The organism is Microcoleus sp. N3A4, from assembly GCF_036701805.1.
Taxonomy (GTDB): domain Bacteria; phylum Cyanobacteriota; class Cyanobacteriia; order Cyanobacteriales; family Microcoleaceae; genus Microcoleus.
Window position 1 is genome coordinate 1 of the sequence record NZ_JAUBRJ010000089.1, and the last position, 17,583, is coordinate 17,583.

At 45.8% G+C, this 17,583-nt stretch carries 12 protein-coding genes and 1 other RNA gene; 10 read left to right on the plus strand and 3 right to left on the minus strand.

Going from position 1 to position 17,583, the window contains the following annotated elements:
• The first annotated feature begins 241 nt into the window (after positions 1–241).
• From QUA56_RS32310 to QUA56_RS32330, 5 genes are all read left to right on the plus strand, one after another.
• Positions 242–4,477, plus strand: coding sequence for a PAS domain S-box protein (locus QUA56_RS32310; protein WP_333366789.1), 4,236 nt, complete (start codon positions 242–244; stop codon positions 4,475–4,477).
• Between the two features lie 111 nt (positions 4,478–4,588).
• A complete protein-coding gene (gene corA / locus QUA56_RS32315) occupies positions 4,589–5,767 on the plus strand; it encodes a magnesium/cobalt transporter CorA (protein WP_333366792.1) in 1,179 nt (392 codons plus the stop codon).
• Between the two features lie 312 nt (positions 5,768–6,079).
• Positions 6,080–6,513, plus strand: an RNA gene (rnpB, locus tag QUA56_RS32320) — RNase P RNA component class A.
• Positions 6,514–7,044: 531 nt separating this feature from the next.
• On the plus strand, positions 7,045–7,773 hold the full coding sequence (rnc, locus tag QUA56_RS32325; RefSeq protein WP_333366795.1) for a ribonuclease III: 729 nt from the start codon (positions 7,045–7,047) through the stop codon (positions 7,771–7,773).
• A 171-nt stretch (positions 7,774–7,944) separates the two neighbouring features.
• Positions 7,945–9,165, plus strand: coding sequence for a Gfo/Idh/MocA family oxidoreductase (locus QUA56_RS32330; protein ID WP_333366798.1), 1,221 nt, complete (start codon positions 7,945–7,947; stop codon positions 9,163–9,165).
• A 30-nt stretch (positions 9,166–9,195) separates the two neighbouring features.
• On the opposite strand, the gene QUA56_RS32335 is transcribed toward QUA56_RS32330, so the two are convergent.
• Positions 9,196–11,241, minus strand: a complete 2,046-nt coding sequence (locus tag QUA56_RS32335) for a sensor histidine kinase (protein WP_333366801.1) — start codon at positions 11,239–11,241, stop codon at positions 9,196–9,198.
• Between the two features lie 315 nt (positions 11,242–11,556).
• Here QUA56_RS32335 and QUA56_RS32340 point away from each other — a divergent pair, with 315 nt between their 5' ends.
• The 3 genes from QUA56_RS32340 (at position 11,557) to QUA56_RS32350 (ending at position 14,180) form a co-directional block, all read left to right on the plus strand.
• Entirely contained in the window at positions 11,557–11,754 is a 198-nt protein-coding gene (locus tag QUA56_RS32340; protein WP_333366804.1) for a hypothetical protein, read from the plus strand.
• 413 nt (positions 11,755–12,167) lie between these two features.
• On the plus strand, positions 12,168–12,473 hold the full coding sequence (locus tag QUA56_RS32345) for a hypothetical protein (protein ID WP_333366806.1): 306 nt from the start codon (positions 12,168–12,170) through the stop codon (positions 12,471–12,473).
• A gap of 201 nt (positions 12,474–12,674) precedes the next feature.
• Positions 12,675–14,180 (plus strand): cryptochrome/photolyase family protein, encoded by a 1,506-nt coding sequence (locus QUA56_RS32350; protein ID WP_333366809.1) that lies wholly within the window; start codon positions 12,675–12,677, stop codon positions 14,178–14,180.
• Between the two features lie 78 nt (positions 14,181–14,258).
• Here the strand turns inward: QUA56_RS32350 and QUA56_RS32355 are convergent, their stop codons facing one another.
• Complete coding sequence (locus QUA56_RS32355; protein WP_333366812.1) at positions 14,259–14,468, minus strand: hypothetical protein; 210 nt, start codon at positions 14,466–14,468, stop codon at positions 14,259–14,261.
• Between the two features lie 300 nt (positions 14,469–14,768).
• Here QUA56_RS32355 and QUA56_RS32360 point away from each other — a divergent pair, with 300 nt between their 5' ends.
• Both QUA56_RS32360 and hemG read left to right on the plus strand, forming a co-directional pair.
• Positions 14,769–15,026 (plus strand): DUF2811 domain-containing protein, encoded by a 258-nt coding sequence (locus tag QUA56_RS32360; RefSeq protein ID WP_050813024.1) that lies wholly within the window; start codon positions 14,769–14,771, stop codon positions 15,024–15,026.
• Between the two features lie 221 nt (positions 15,027–15,247).
• On the plus strand, positions 15,248–16,711 hold the full coding sequence (gene hemG, locus QUA56_RS32365; RefSeq protein WP_333366815.1) for a protoporphyrinogen oxidase: 1,464 nt from the start codon (positions 15,248–15,250) through the stop codon (positions 16,709–16,711).
• A gap of 92 nt (positions 16,712–16,803) precedes the next feature.
• On the opposite strand, the gene QUA56_RS32370 is transcribed toward hemG, so the two are convergent.
• The gene (locus tag QUA56_RS32370; protein WP_333366818.1) at positions 16,804–17,496 is read right to left on the minus strand and encodes a response regulator transcription factor; all 693 of its coding nucleotides are present in this window, start codon (positions 17,494–17,496) and stop codon (positions 16,804–16,806) included.
• Between the last annotated feature and the right edge of the window lie 87 nt (positions 17,497–17,583).

Below are 17,583 nucleotides of genomic sequence, written 5' to 3' on the forward strand. Positions count from 1 at the left end.
TCCCCCTCTCCCTTTTATATCTGCTGCGTCTTGTTTAAAAAAAGAGCATCTGCTCTAATTAAGTTATATTCCAAAAAATACTATTTCCTTGAAATTTTTGTAGTATAGGGAACTCAACCGAAAATTGCAGCGAAAATTGCACCTGGAACCGCCGCAGTAAAGTGTGCAAAAATATTTGAGTGAGCTAAACTAACTTTAGGAAAATTTTAGAGCTTAACTTGCAAGCGATCGAAAAATACCCATGCAGGAAGTTATCAACTCGTTACAGTCTTTTTTCTCTAACTCTGTTGATGCTTTCCTAGAGTGCGATCGACAGCAAAAGTACCTATCCATCAATCCTGTCGCTGCTGCTTGGATGGGATTGGAGCCTGCTGAAATAGTCAACAAAAATCATCAGGAATTATTAAAATTATATCCCAATAATGCTGCTCTTAAAAACATAATTTCCCAGATTGATTCCTGCCTGCAACAAGTATTTATCACAGGGAAAAAAAGGCTGGCAATTCACAAGGTGACGGCGGCAGACGGCGCGATTAAAATTTACGAAACGGCTTACACGCCAGCGCTGGATGCCTCTAGCAACCAGATGCGGGTTTTCGGCGTCGGTAGAGATATCACCAGGCACTACCGCTGGCAGCAGCAGAAAACTCAACAGTTGCGGCGATCGAACCATTTACTGTGGTTGAATGCAGCTAACAGTCCCCTGGCAATGGTAGGCTGGGATGAAGATTTTCGGATAGTTCAGTGGTCGAAACGCGCTGAAGAAATCTTTGGCTGGACATCCGATGATATGATGGGCAAGCAGTTCGGCGATTTGGCTTTGGTTTGTGAAGAGGATAGAGAGGTTGTAAGCGCGATCGAACTCGAACTGGCCAGCGGCAAAGGCAATACTTCAATCAATCAAAATAAAACTAAAAGCGGACAGGTAATTTGGTGTCGCTGGTTCAACTCGATTATTCGCAGCGGCGAAACTTTTACCGTACTTTCTTTGGTGGAAGACATCACCGATCGCAAACGGTTGGAAGCAGAAAAAGCCCAAGCTTCTCGCCTCACAGCAATGGTAGCCGATGTGGGTATTACCCTCACCAAACACCCTCAAGATATCCTGCTTCCCTGCTGCGAGGCAATGGTGCGAAATCTCGATGTCGCCTCTGCTGAAATTTGGACTTTTAACTCTCAATACAATGTTTGGCAATTGCAAGCAGTCTCGGGAATCTACAGCCGCACAGACGATCGGGCTAACTTTATTGCAAGTAAGGTTAACTCGATCGCCAAACAGCAAAAACCGGAATTTGACTGCGGATTTGAACTGAATAATTTAGGACTCCCAGAGGAAGAATCCGCGAAAGCAACAGAGGCACACAGTTCCGAAGTAGCAAATATCAACACCAGTCAAAAGACGGAAAATTGCCCAATACCCAAGCAAATTCTCACCTTCGCCGGCTACCCTTTAATTGTCGAAGAACGGCTGGTAGGAGTCATGGTAATTATCAGCCGCCAACCGCTGAGTGCACCCTTTCAGGAAACTTTAGCATCGGTTGCCGATGTCATCGCTTTAGGCATCGAACGCAAGCGTGCAGAAGCTGAATTAAAATCAGCTAGAGGGTTCCTCAATTCCGTAGTAGAAAATCTGCCTGTGGGAGTTTTTGCTAAAGATGCTTCTTCGCTGAAATTTGTGCTGTGGAATAAAGCGGGAGAAACGATCGCAGGTGTTACCTCTCAAGAGGCGATCGGCAAAAATGACTACGATATTTACCCCAAAGAACAAGCTGATGTTTTCACCGCTCAAGACAGGGAAATATTGACCGGTAATCACAACCAATCTACTGTTAAAGACATAGCCGAAGAGCCGATTCAAACTCGCCACAAAGGTATGAGAATACTGCACACCCGCAAAGTGCCAATTCTCGACGCCTCCGGCCATCCTCAGTACGTTTTGGGGATTACTGAAGATATTACCGAACGCAGGCAGGTAGACGAAAGCGTGCGCCTCTACGACCAAATTGTCGAGAATATGCAAATTGGTTTGTACGTCTACCATTTAGAAAATATAGACGATGACAGCACTCTCAGGGCGATCGCCTCGAATCCCGCTGCTACCCTGTTTACCGGATTAGAAATGGCCGACGTTTTGGGCATGACAATCGACGAGATTTTTCCCCACCTGCGATCGAAAAACATTCCCCAAGCATTTGCTTCGGTAATTCTGGGCCAAAAAGCCGTAGAACTTGAAGATATTGACTGCGATGAAGGCGGCAGAATAACTCGCGCTTTTTCTATTAAAGCTTTTCCATTACCTAACAACTGCGTCGGCGTTGCTTTTGAAAACATTACTGCTCGCAAGTGCCTGGAACTAGAACTGCAGGTAGCTTTGGAAAAAACCGAACGTTCCGAACAACTGCTGCGTACAGTAATAGACAAAACCAGCGACTGGATTTTTGCCAAAGACAAAAATTTTTGCTATATTTTGGTCAACAGGAGTTTCGCTCAAGCGATCGGCAAAACAGTAGAAGAAATAATTGGCAAATCCGATTTAGACTTAGGGTTTTCAGTAGAGCTAGTGTTTGGAAATTCTGCCAAAAATATCCGAGGTTTCCGCACAGACGACTTTGCTGTACTAGCCGGCGAAATCATCCACAATCCCTGCGATCCTGCCACTGTTGCAGACGGTTCAGTACATATTTTTGACACCCAAAAACTTCCCCTGCGCGACGCTGAAGGCAATATATTTGCAGTGCTAGCTTTCGCTCGCGATATTACAGAACGCCATGAATCGGAAGCAGCTTTGCGCCGTAGCGAAACCAGATTTAGGTCTTTGGTAGCGAATATTCCGGGAGTGGTTTATCGCTGGCAATGCGATTTTTCGACAAGTTTTATTAGCAATGCCGTTTACTTGCTAACGGGCTACCCTGCTAAAGATTTTATTTCGCCTTTGAACAGAGGAGGTAGGACTTTTGCTAGCATTATTTACCCGGAAGATTTGGTAAAAGTAGAAGCCACTATTCGGCAAGCAATAGAAAATAAAGAGTCTTATAACTTGGAATACCGGTTGCTAGCAGCAGACGAGACGGTTAAATGGGTGTGGGATAAAGGTTCTCCGGTGTTCGACGCAGATGGGAACGTTGGCTGTTTGGATGGGGTGATTGTTGATATTAGCGATCGCTACTTCGCCCAAGAAGCATTGCGCCAAAAAACTTCCGAGTTGGAAGCGGTTTTTCTGGCATTGCCCGATTTGTATTTCCGAATCAATGCTGACGGCATTATTTTGGATTACTTGTCAGGAAACTCACCGGATTTGTACCTGAGTCCCGAGTATTTTGTGGGCCAACGAATGATCGATATCTTGCCGACAACCGCCGCCAGCCAATTCGAGCAGGCAATGCTCGAACTTTCAGAAAATAGAACTCCTGTTAATCTAGAGTATTCGCTACCCCTGCCTGCCGGAGAAGAAACTTATGAAGCTAGATTGCTGCCTTTTAACTCGAATCAAGCGATCGCTATCGCCCGCAATATTACCAACCGCAAACAGGCTGAATCTCAATTAAAACATAAAAATCACCAGCTAGAGCAAACATTAAAACAATTAGGAAGGACTCAAACTCAACTAATTCAAGCGGAAAAAATGTCGGGTTTGGGACAGCTAGTCGCGGGGATTGCTCACGAAATTAATAATCCTGTCAGTTTTATATACGGCAATATCACTTACGCTAGCGAGTATGCCAAAAACTTGCTGCAACTGTGCAGTTTGTATCAACAACATTACCCGGAACCTGTTTTTGTTGTCGCGGAGTGTGCTGAAGAAATAGAACTGGAATTTATCAAAGAGGATTTCCCGCACCTGCTGAATTCAATTCAAACCGGAGCCGAGCGAATTCGCCAAATTGTTCAATCTTTGCGTAACTTTTCCCGCTTGGAAGAATCAGATATTAAGCGTGTTAATATTCACGAAGGAATTGACAGCGCTCTGTTAATTTTGCAACACAGACTTAAAGAGAATGGCAAAAGTCGCCCGATTGAAATAGTTAAAGAATATGGAAAACTGCCACCGATACATTGCTACGCGGGACAGTTAAATCAAGTGTTTATGAATATTTTAAATAATGCTATTGATGCTTTAGCAGATGTCAGGAATAGGAAGCTGGAATTGGCGACTGCTTCGGAAACGGAACGGCAAGATTTTCCAAGTTTACCTTTAAGTTGCGACTCGTTGCCTTGGATTCGGATTCGCACGGAGGTTTTCGAGAACAATTGGGTTGCGATCGCAATTTCAGATAACGGGGCGGGAATGGCAGAATCTGTTAAATCTCGGATATTTGACCCGTTTTTTACTACTAAACCTGTAGGCAAAGGTACAGGTTTGGGACTGTCTATCTCCTATCAGATTGTGGTAGAAAGACACGGAGGCACGCTGCGGTGCATTTCCGCGCCGGGAGAGGGAACTGAATTCACGATCGAGATTCCAATTCGGCAGAGGTAATTAGTCAGTTGACGGTTGACAGTTGACAGTTGTCAGTTGTCATTGGGAATTGGTAGTTTTACTGGAAAAATGATAATCTAATTCAAGGTTCTAAAAGTCAGGAATATGAGCATGGTATACAAAAGCATACATACTTCTAGTGCAGTTGCCAAACCAATTAAAGATGATGATGATGATGATTCCTACGTTGACTATTTTTATGACGATCCGGGGGCTCCGCCGGGAACTCTCGACTTAGAACCCGATGCGCCGCCTCCCGAGATTGTATTAATTGACTATTGCGAGACAGCAGCTACTCGCGCCCAATTGGCAAATCCTCAAGAAGCTGCTGCGTATTTAGATACAGCATCTGTTTCTTGGGTTGATATGTTGGGATTGGGAAATAACGAAACTTGGCGCCAAATGGGCGAAGTTTTTGATTTGCATCTTATGGCTCAAGAGGATGTGGTTAATGTACCCCAGCGCCCTAAAGTTGTAAATTACGAAAACCACATTTTAATCATTGCCTGGATGGTGATGATTAAGCCTAATTCAGATAATTTTCACAAAGAACAAGTTAGCTTTATATTGGGTGAACATTACCTGCTAACTGTTCAGGAAGAACCGGACTATGATTGTTTTGATCCTGTGCGCGATCGCATTCGTAAAGGACAAGGAACTATTCGCAAACACGGCTCCGATTATCTGGCTTATACTCTGTTGGATTCGATTATAGATGGATTTTTCCCTGTATTAGAAGTTTACGGAGAGCGCCTTGAAGAACTAGAGGATGAAGTGGTGGTGAACCCCACCCGCAAAACCCTGGAAAAAATTTATAAAATCCGCAGAGAATTGCTGACGCTGCGCCGCGCCATTTGGCCGCAGCGGGATGCAATTAATGTTTTGATTCGAGATAGCAGTGATTTGATTAGTCCCGAAGTGCGAATTTACCTGCGCGACTGTTACGATCACACGGTGCAGGTGATGGATATGGTGGAAACCTATCGAGAGTTGTCTTCGGGTTTAATGGATGTTTACCTGTCTTCGGTTGGTAATAAAATGAATGAAATTATGAAATTGCTGACGGTAATTTCGAGTATTTTTATTCCTCTAACTTTTGTGGCGGGAGTATACGGGATGAATTTTAATACAGAGAAATCGCCCTTGAATATGCCGGAACTGAATTGGTATTTTGGCTATCCGCTTTGTTGGGCGGTGATGGTAGCGATCGCCTCGGGTTTAGTTTACTTCTTCTGGCGGCGCGGCTGGTTTGAAAACTTTTCTACTGTGAAAGATGACTCAGCAAAATAACCGAATTTTAAATTTTGGATAGAGGATTGAATAACTCAAAATCCTGTTATGGAAAAAGGTGTCCTGGCCCTAGTTGAAGCCGTGTCATAAATCCTTGCATCATAAATCCAAAATTTTTAAGCCTCCAGATTCATCCGTGAGTGAATTTAAGCGGATTTGCATTTAAATTTAATTGTTTGGCGGGCTTTCCTGCCCACCGCACAAGAGTTTGAATAAACACAGATGTCAAAATTAAGTGGGCGACAACTTAAAATCGTCAATCTAAAATTCCAAATTGATTGACGAACGATCGCGTACAATAAATCTGGGGGAAAAGTAGGCGCAGGCGGTTGCGGATTAGCGAAAGCTTGTCTGAGGAAAGTCCGGACTCCCGAAAAACCAAACTTGCTGGGTAACGCCCAGTGCGAGCGATCGTGAGGATAGTGCCACAGAAAGATACCGCCAATTAGTCATTAGTCAGCAGTCATTGGTCATTAGTAAGTAACTGAGGATTTTTGACTGGGAAGCAACAACTAATTTGGTAAGGGTGCAAAGGTGCGGTAAGAGCGCACCAGCAGCATCGAGAGGTGCTGGCTCGGTAAACCCCAGTTGGGAGCAAGGTCGGAGGGACTACGGTTGGTTTTTTACCAGTTCCGTTTTTTGGTACCGCTTGAGGCGTCTGGTAACAGGCGTCCCAGATAGATAACTGCCCTCGAAAACTGCTTGCAGTTGAGAGAACAGAACCCGGCTTATGTCCGACTTTTTCCCCTCCCCTCAATTTAATTAAAATACAGCATATTCCAGGTTGATGAAGTACAGCAGCCGCTATATTTATATTGTGTGATGTTAATATGTAGGGTGCGGATCTGCGACCTTTTAAATGGAACTTGCAGATTGACTCTGAAAGCGACGCACCTTACTTACTACAAGATTATGTGTAATACATATACATGGAATATGCTGTAGGACTTACGCAAGGAGTCATTTTTTAAACTATCTGTAGTTGTAAGATGCGGTGTGCATCGCCCTACAGGTAGAGTCTGTGCGTAAGCCCTGTAAAATTACCGCTTGGGAATAAGGCCAACAAATCTTTTCGACCTGCCTTATTTTGGGTAAGGTTCGCTATAAGCACCCGGAGAAATATTTAGTTTTTCAAGGATTTTTTTTATTAATATGAATTTTATCCCACTTTCAAAAAAGAATGCAACTTTTGACAAGCTCCCAACCCGGATATTCATGAGTTATTCCCAAGTCTAAAATCTAAAGTCTAAAATCTAAAATCTAAAATCTAAAATGGTATGATTTATCCGGGTCGCCAAAAGCAACTTGAAACATTAATTCAAAAATTGGGACTGACGAAGGATGCTTCGATAAAATGGCATCTCCTCGATTTAGCTTTGACTCATGCGAGTGCGTCAGCTAAGGCAAATTACGAGCAACTAGAGTTTGTCGGCGATGCAGTCGTGCGGCTGGCGGCGTCGGAATTGTTGTTTGAGATTTATCCCGACTGTACGGTGGGGGAATTTGCTGCTATTCGATCGATCTTGGTGAGCGATCGCATTCTTGCTAAAATTGCTGAAAGTTACGGGTTCGATCGATATTTAATTGTTTCCAGCAGCGCCGCCTCGGACAAAACAGGCGCTGAACCCCGGCTGGCCGATGCTTTGGAAGCCGTACTCGCCGCGCTTTATTTGAGTACCCAGAGCTTAGAATTAATTCGCCCTTGGCTAGATTTTCACTTTCAACGCTTAGCGGCGGAAATTCGCAGCGATCCGGCCCGCCAAAACTACAAAGCTGCTCTCCAAGAGTTAACTCAAGGCAAATACAAAACTTTGCCCAAATATAGCGTGCAAGAAACCGGGAGAGTGCAGGGCGGGGAAGATCGTTTTACCGCAGAAGTTCTCATTCAGGGAAAGTTGGTAGCAGAGGGAAAAGGTCGATCGATCAAAGCGGCCGAACAAGCAGCGGCTCAGGCAGCTTTCAATAAATTAGTCAGCAGTCAGCAGTCAGCAGTCAGTAGTCAGTAGACTGGTGTTATCAGTTATTGGTTATTGGTTATTGGTAGCAGCTAACAAATAACCAATAACCAATAACTACTGCCAACAGTCAACAGCCAACAGTGATTTTTTTGAATTAAAACATAGATAATAATCACAAAATATGCTATAATTGCTGTGCGATTTTTGAAATTATAATCAATGAAAATCGGAATAGCTGTATTGGGTGCAGGCCGCTGGGGAGTTAACCTCATTCGCAACTTTCTCGAACATCCCAACAGCCAAGTTTTAGCGGTGGTAGACCCGAATCGAGATTCATTGGCGGCCGTCCAAAAACAGTTTAATCTCGATGCCTCGGTGATTCTAGCTGCCGATTGGTCTCAAGTGCAAGCATTGCCGGGACTGGAAGCTGTGGCGATCGCCACTCCAGCTTCCACACACTACACCCTCGCAGCAGCAGCGCTGAAACAAGGCTACCACGTCTTAGCAGAAAAACCCCTCGCCCTCAACCTGACTGAAGCAATAGAACTCTGTCAATTAGCCGAAAAAAAGCAGCGGCAACTCTTCGTTGACCACACTTATCTGTTTCATCCAGCAGTCGATCGAGGTAAAACAATTATTCAACAGCATCAACTCGGAAAATTGCGCTACGGTTACGCCCAGCGCACGCATTTTGAACCGGTGCGGCACGACGTTGATGCCCTTTGGGACTTGGCCGTTCACGATATCGCTATTTTCAATACTTGGCTCGAACAAACCCCAATTCAAGTAAGGGCGATCGGCACTGTATTTCCGAAGGAAGAAGGAAGAGGGAAGAAGGAAGAGGGAAGAGGGAAGAAGGAAGAAGGAAGAGGGAAGAAGGAAGAAGGAATAAATCAAGCAGCAGCAGCAGAAATAGAAAATCAATTTGCTCCTTCACTGCTGAGTGTTAATCCCGCAGAAGGACTAGCAGATTTAGTTTGGGTAACGCTCACCTATCCCGACGGATTTCAAGCATTTATTCACCTGTGCTGGCTAAATCCAGACAAACAACGGCGCTTAACAGTTGTTGGCAGTTTGGGAACCTTGATTTTTGATGAAATGTCGCCAGAAAGTCCCCTGATTTTGCAGCGCGACAATCACAATTGCGAGGGCGAAGAGCATAACTCTTTTGAAAGTGCGTTAGCGAAGCCCGCCCCTACGGGGGCTACGCCAACGAAGAGGATCGCACCGCAGAAAACTACTAGCATCAAAGGTCGCGAAGTGTTGAGTTTAGAACGAGTAGAACCGCTGCGTCAAGTGTGCGATCGTTTCCTCAACTGCGTGCAAACAAATACCCCCTGCCCTACCTCTTCCGGCTCCGCCTCCGTCGAATTAATCCGCATTCTCAGCGCTTTGAGCAAATCCCTCGAACTCGGCGGACAGCCCCTAATACCATTTTAGATTTTAGATTTTAGATTGGAAAAATCACTCCTAACATTTGAAATTTCCATTTTCCGTTACCAAGTCTGGGCTGTGAAAATAAAAACTTGACTGCTGATTGACAGGCAAAGAAATCATCACCGCAGTACCTTGATTCGCACCCGTGCTGTACAGGGTAATGCTTCCGATCATAGATTCCATTATCCTTCGCGAGATAGCCAAGCCCAAACCGTTACCGCCAAACCTGCGAGTTGTAGAACCATCAGCCATCACAAAAGGTTGAAACAATTTCTGCTGCTGCTCGGGATCGATACCGATTCCCGTATCTTTAATTGTCACCACCACCCAATCGCTTTGATCGGTGGGGCCAGTCGTACTTTCCGCACTGCCGTTAAAATTAGCAGAATTCTTCCTCGATTCTAGCCGCACAGATATACTAATGCTGCCCGACTCTGTAAACTTAACGGCATTGCTCAACACGTTCAAAAACACCTGTTTTAGCTTCTCTGGATCGGCATGAACAATAATCGGAGCGTGAGGAGCTGGCAAACTTAACTTCAAACCTTTTTCCTCAATTTGAGTTGTTTGCAAATCAATCGCGTCTTCAAGTACCTGGGTAATATCAACTACTTCTAACATCATGGAGAACGTGCCGGCTTCTATTTTAGCAATGTCCAAAATATCATTAATAATATTGAGCAATTGCATTGCCGAGTCGTGGGCCCGCTGCAAAAATTCCATCTCTTCATCTCGGTCATCGCAGTAGCCGTCGCGTACAATTTGAATAAAACCAATAATCCCGTTGAGCGGCGTTCTCAATTCGTGAGAAATATTGCCCAAAAATTCATTTTTTAACTGATTGGCAACTTGCGCTTCCTTGGTTGCGACTTCCAATTCTTTGGCCCAGGATCTGAGGCGCTGTACCATGCTGTTGAGTGCTTCTGATAGTTGATTGAATTCTCTAATTTGGAAATTTTGCGGCACTGTTTGCGGTGCTTCTGTATCCACTTTCAGCGCATAGTCTCGCAGTTTTTCTAAAGGACGCGCCAAGTCGCGAGATAGATATAAAGTCGCGATGATACTAGCAGCAATCAAACCTACAATTAGATTAAATAAAACTTGCTGAATTTCTTCCAAACCTGACAGAGCGTAATCTAAACGAGAGACAGCTAAAATAATCCACTTGCTGTTCTCCTGTTTAGTTGAAGGACTCGGGATAGCAGCGTATCCGGCTAGCAGCTCTACACCATTTCTTTCAAAGGAAAATAGGTGGAGAAAAGCTGTTCCGCCGGCGATCGCCCTTCTGACAATACTTTTTAGTCGATCGGCATCTGCCTCTTGGTCGATATTGCGGCCCACGCGGTTGATATTCGGGTGCGCCAAAATCGTCCCATCTTGGTCGATCGCCACCGTATAGCCCGCTAGAGAACCCTTGGGAGCGCTGGTTTGCACTGGCAGGGCAGACTGCAAACTCAAAGCATAACTCAACTGCCTGCTGTTGCCCCGACGAATGTAAACAGGAGCGCTCAACACCAAACTCACTTGGCTGTCGCGGCCTTCTTTACTCGCATCGGGAAAATCCTCAGCACCCAAAGCCACCTTCTTGTCGTTTGCTTTCCCCTGTCGCTGTTGAGGCCACGACAGACTGATGTAAACGCTCTTGTCGTCAAGCAGCGCTTGCTGCTGCTGCACTTGCGGCCAAAATTTGGCAGGCAGCGACTGAATGGGCTGCTGCCCGCAAGTGCTTGCTATCACTTGATTTGTCTGTAAATTAGTCAATTGCAAGCAATCAACCTGCGCTGGCAACCGCTGCCCTAATTGCGCGATAAACTTTTGATAATCCTTCGGCTCTACAGACTGCAACATCGAGTTTTCCGAAGCGCCGATCAGATTCGACTTCAGCGATTTCGCCCACTGTTCAATAGTTTCTGCTTTTCTGACGGCACTTTCTGTCAAGTTTTGACGAGCAGTTTCCAGAAGCGTCGAGCGTGCCTTGCGATAGGTAACATACTCCCCCACCAGTAGAACAGGTACGCTGAGCAACAAAATCCGCGACAGTAAAATACGGCGAAAGGAGGATTGACCTAACTTAACCATAGGACATATCTAAATTAAGGTGCAACACCCAACAGCGACCATAGTGCAATAAACCAGACCGACTAGCAAATCTGTCCAGGCTGCTCTGCTGACCAGACAACACAGCTTTCAAACAACAGTTAAACATAATTATAGAAGCCACTGTAGTAATCTCGATTCTAAGTGTCTTCACCTAAAGATGCTCAGCAATTTGTTTGCCCGATGTCTGTGATCTAGGTCACACTTCCCGGCATAATTTTCCGCTCCACTTGCACCCGATCGCCCCGGGGCAAAATCTTTCAGCCTCCAAAAAAGCCTAGGGTTGACAGACCGCAGTTGGTTGAAGGTAGAATCGCATGGCTGCACTCTTGGGCCAAAGGTAAGAGGCAAAAAGTTGTGTCTCCGGCTGGTGTACCGAGAGAATTATCGCTCGATCGGACTTTTTTTTTCCAAACGCCTCCTTTGAGATGGGCGATGGAAGGGGCGATTCGAGATTTTGCACCCGGTCAAAGATTTCGGTTGACATCCGATTGATTCGGTTTGATTCGGTGACAACAATTCACCTGTCAAACAATGAGACGATCGAGTCGCCGATCGACTCTCACAACCCTAATATGGCAAACATCGGCCCAAACAGTGTACCCACCCCCTGTAAATTTGCGGTCTCGGCAATAGTCTCCATAGCTTAATCGGCGAAAAAAAACTTTAGCAATTATACATATTATTACACAAACAACCCTGCCAGATATCATCGCGCTTATTTGATATCTCCCCTTTTAGAAATGCTAGCGACACCTCAAAAGGCTAGCCAGACAAAACTCCGAGTTTTGGATCTCAGTAGAGTGCAATGGCAACCTCAGTCATGTCATCGCAGAGCACGGCTGCGAAGTAGTCGGCGTTGACACGCCCGCACCCGGAATTACCATCTCCCGTCAAATTGTCCCCGAGTGTCAGTCGATCCAAGCAGATATTTACGAACTCCTCGATACCGATATACTGCTATACTGCACTCATTTGATGTTGTCTTAGCCATTGAAGTAATCGAACATTTACTTTCTCCTAAAAAATGGCAAAAAATGCAAAAAAAGCCTCATTTCTGGAGAGAAGCTAATTATTTATACCCCTATGACGGCTATTTAAACAACCTGGTATTAGCTGTTTGTGGTAAGCCAGACAAACATTTTACCGTATTTTGGGATAACGGTAACATTATTTTCGTCACTAGAGAAGCCGATCGATTTATTAGCATCTGAAGGAGACACCGACATTAAACGACATTAAATTTAAATTTGCTGGTCGGTGTCCCTATCTTGGGAAATCAATGTTATGCTATAATAGCTTCTCAGGAAAAACTGAAAAATCATAAGTTGTAAGTTGTCAGCGAATTAAGTTTCCTGAATAGACAACCAGCCCTCATGAAAAGTAAAAATTAACTTTCACAGCAAAAAAGTAAAATGACTGTTGGCGTTTGGATATTAGGCGATCAACTTTGGCACAACCAAGCTGCTCTTAACCTCACGCTTGATGATAAATCTGCCCTACCCGTAATTTTAATTGAATCTTGGCAGCACGTTCAACAGCGCCCCTACCACCGACAAAAATTAGTATTAATTTGGTCGGCAATGCGACACTTTGCAGAAGAATTGCGCGGTAGTGGCTGCCAAGTCACTTACACAAAATCGGGCGACTTTGAAACACCTCTCACAGCTTGGGTTAAAGCTCACAACATCACCGAATTACGGGTGATGGCACCGAACGATCGACCTTTTTTACAGATCCTTCAAAACTTGCAACTTCCCTGCCAAATAACCCTAATTCCCAACAATCAATTCCTTTGGACAGAAACAGAATTTAAAGATTGGGCATCAAGCCGCAAACGTTTGTTAATGGAAGACTTTTATCGAGCCAGCCGCCAGCGTTTCCAAGTTTTAATGGATGGCAATAAACCTGTCGGAGGCAAGTGGAATTTTGACAAAGAAAATCGCCAGCCGCCAAAAGGCAAATTGAATACACCGAAAGCTGTTTGGTTTGAACCGGACGCCGTAACTCAAGAAGTTATCGCACAAGTTAAATCTCTATCTTTCCAAACTTACGGAAATATTGAACCTTTTCGCTGGGCGGTTACGCGAGAGCAAGCACTGCAAGTATTAGATAACTTCATAGAACAGCGTCTACCCGCTTTCGGCCCTTATCAAGATGCGATGGTCGCGGGGGAGGAAACAATGTGGCATTCCCTAATTTCTCCCTATCTCAATATTGGCTTGCTGCATCCTTTAGAAGTTATTCAAGCTGCCGAAAATGCCTACCTAGAAAAAAACTTAAATTTAAACAGCGTCGAAGGTTTTATCCGCCAAATTATCGGCTGGCGAGAATACATTCGCGGTGTGTATTTTTACGTGGATGCTGATTATTTTCAGAAGAATTGGTTCAACCACACTCAGCCGCTGCCGGAGTTTTTTTGGGACGCCAGCAAAACAGATATGAACTGTTTGCGCCAAGTTTTAACTCAAGTCGAAGGCAGCGGTTACGCGCACCACATCCAGCGGTTGATGATTTTGAGCAATTTTGGTCTAATTGCGGGAATCTCGCCCCAGGAACTAGAAAAGTGGTTCCACAGCGCGTTTGTTGATGCCTGCGACTGGGTAATGCAGACTAATGTGCTGGGCATGGGTTTGTTTGCTGACGGCGGTGTGTTGGCGTCGAAACCTTACGCTGCTTCTGCCAATTACATCAATAAAATGAGCGATTATTGTCGGGGGTGCAAATTCGATCGCACAGTGCGATCGGGCGAAAATGCCTGTCCGTTCAATTTCTTCTACTGGGACTTCCTCGCGCGCCACCGGGACAAGCTTGGATCGATCGGTCGCATGAGCTTTATTTTGGCCAATCTCGACAAAATGCCGCCCCAAGAACTGGCGATTATCCGCCAAAAAGCCGCAGAGTGGCACTTAGGAAGTTGATTGTTGTCAGTTGTCAGTTGTCAGTTGTTAATTCTTTGCAGTGGCTCATAACAAATAACCAATAACATTAATCAACAGTCAACAATGCCCCATGCCCAATGCCCCATGCCCCATGCCCAATGCCCCATGCCCAATGCCCCATGCCCCATGCCCCATGCCCTTTGCCCCATGCCCTTTGCAATTCTTATTTTTTGCCTGACTTTTCCCTAAACATTCCACAGCGTTTCCACAGGCAAGTCTGAGGTTTTCCACAGATTTGAGGAAGTTTTCCACAGAAATTAACGGCACGGTCGGATCTTGCTGCGGAATTGGGGATTTCGTTAACCTGCTGCCCAATCCCTCATACAAACCCAAAAAATATAAAGTTATGTAACAAAAGATGCCCTTAAAAGCTAATGGTTTCGTAAATCTTTTTTTTACATAAAGCAGTTTGTAACATTTCGCAACATTGACAAACCCACCCCCTGATAGCGCACAATGATGCGACCGACCTAAAAAAAAAGCGCTCTGATTTCGGCTGTGCCTGCACCTGTATCCGGCCGAAAGGGGGGTTCTGTTTTCAATTTATTAGCGAGACTAAAAAAAATGATGAACCCAACAGTCAGTATTTTTGCCGAAATTCCCGAAACGCTGCACGATTCTCTCAAAACTTACCTGGAAACCCATCCAGAATGGGATCTAGACCGAGTATTTTGCGCGGCCCTGTCGCTGTTTTTGTTGCAGAATGCCGACAGCGGTACGCCGGAAGCGTCGCGCAGCTACCGCCAAGCTGCTAGAGTTTATCTCGAAACTCTGTTTCAATCTCCTCAAGACCTGCACAGCAACAATGTAACTCCGTCGTCTTAAAGCAGACGGTGAGGGACGCGGGGAGACGGGGAGATGTGAATCTACAACCTTCGAGAAGAATGCTTGAGAAATGCGGGAGGGCCTACCAATTCCCGACTCCCCATTCCCAATTCCCGATTCCGAATTCGGTAATCTGAAAGCGGTTTTGCAGTAAGTCCAGCAAAGAACGCAAGCCGTGCAAAGCCATGTAACATAAAGATTGCGATATTTTTCTATGTAATATGGAACTTTTAGATACATTAATTGTGGGTGCAGGTATTAGCGGTTTGAGTTTGGCGCACGCACTTGACAAGGAAGCAACGAGTGCATCGCCGCTGAAGATTTTAGTCGCTGAGAGTCAGGGACGTGTGGGCGGGAACATCACCACTGTGACAGCGGGGGGGTTCCTCTGGGAGGAGGGCCCGAACAGTTTTTCGCCGACGCCAGAATTGATGAAGTTGGCGGTGGATGTGGGATTGAAGCAGGAGTTGATTTTGGCCGATCGCAAATTGCCTCGTTTTGTTTATTGGCAAAATAAGCTGCAACCGGTGCCGATGACTCCACCGGCGATGATTCAGTCTCAGTTGCTGAGTTTTCCGGGGAAACTGCGGGCGCTGTTCGGGGCTTTGGGGTTTGTCGCGCCGGCAATGGGCGATCGACTTTCGCAGCAGGGTGACGAGGAAACTGTTTCTCAATTTTTCTGCCGTCATCTCGGTACGGAAGTGATGCAGCGGTTGGTGGGGCCTTTTGTTTCTGGGGTTTATGCCGGAGATCCGCAACAACTTAGCGCGGCGGCGGCTTTTGGGCGGGTAACGAAGATGGCTGATGTGGGTGGCGGGCTGGCGGCGGGGGCGCTGCTTTCTGCTAGGAAAAGGCCGAAGAAAATGCCCGCAGACCCGAATGTTCCTAAAACTAGGCCGGGGGAGTTGGGTTCGTTTAAAGGGGGGTTGAAGGCTTTGCCAGAGGCGATCGCTGCTCAATTGGCCGATCGAGTGAAACTCAACTGGCAATTGACTCGCCTCGATCGCACAGAACGGGAAACTTACATTGCTGTATTCTCGACGCCCGACGGACAGCAAGAAGTTGAGGCCCGCACCGTGGTTTTGACAACGCCGGCTTACGTTACAGCCGAGTTGTTGCAGCCTCTGCAACCGGAAGTTAGCAGCGCTTTACAAGCTTTTACTTATCCTACGGTTGCCTCCGTTGTATTAGCATACCCGCAGTCGGATGTCAAGGGTAAATTAGTGGGTTTTGGAAATTTAATTCCGAGGGGGCAGGGAATTCGCACTCTCGGGACGATTTGGACATCGAGTTTATTTCCCGATCGCGCGCCTGCGGGCTGGCAAACTCTCACCAGTTACATCGGCGGGGCAACAGACTCGGAAATTGGCAATCTCGACTCAGAAGAAATCGTTCGGGAGGTGCACCGAGATTTGTCTCGGATTTTGCTGAAACCAGATGTGCCACAGCCAAAAGTTTTAACGGTGAAGCTGTGGAAGCGGGCAATTCCTCAGTACAATTTGGGGCATTTCGATCGCATGGAACAAATCGATCGGGGCTTAAAATCTTTGCCAGGGGTGTATTTGTGCAGCAACTACTTTGGCGGAGTGGCTTTGGGAGATTGCGTTCGCAGGGGTTTCGATCGTGCGCGAGAAGTGGGCGAATATTTGCAGAACCAGCAATCAGAGACTCGATCGCCGATCTGAATTATTGCGTTGGGAGGGCGGGTTTACAAATATCGAGTATGCGAATTAGAGATATTAGTTAACCCGCCCCTAGAACAGAATGGTGAATGGTACTAGGTTGTTGGCTCAAACTTGTAACCCACCCCCCGGACGGTTTGAATCATCGGCATTTGATTGGCATCTAGTTCAATTTTGCGGCGAATTTGACCGATATGGACATCCACCACGCGATCGGCTCCTACATACTCGTAGTCCCACACTTCATGCAGCAATTCCGATCGCCTCCACACGCGACCGGGTTTGCTGGCCAAACAGTACAGCAGGTCAAATTCTAAAGCAGTCAAAGCAACTATCTGACTGCCGATAATCACCTCGCGGCGAACCGGATCTATTAATAGCTCTCCAAAGCTAAGACTTTGTTGTTCGGCGGGAGTAACAATGCGCTTGCGCTTCAAAATTGCTGCAACCCGAGCTCCAATCTCTACAAGACTAAATGGTTTAGTAATGTAGTCGTCAGCACCTTCGGCAAACCCTTTCATTTTGTCAGCTTCATCGGTTCGGCTGGTCAGCATCAACACAAACACGCCCGTGCGTCTTTGCATTTCTTGACACAGTTTGTAGCCAGTAGTATCGGGTAAATTTACATCTAGAACTACTAAGTCAGGATTGAGTTGCTCAAATAATTCCAGACCAGTCTGACCGTCCTCGCCAGACTCAACTTGATAACCTTGCTGGCTCAAAAAACGGTGAATTAAATTTCGGATTGCCGGGTCGTCATCAACCACAAGGATTTTTACAGGGGCCATGACCACAAGTTTGCTTGAAGAATTTGGCAAGAATATTCAGCCATAATAATAGAAAACTGGATACAAATCTCGAAAAAATTGAGCTTT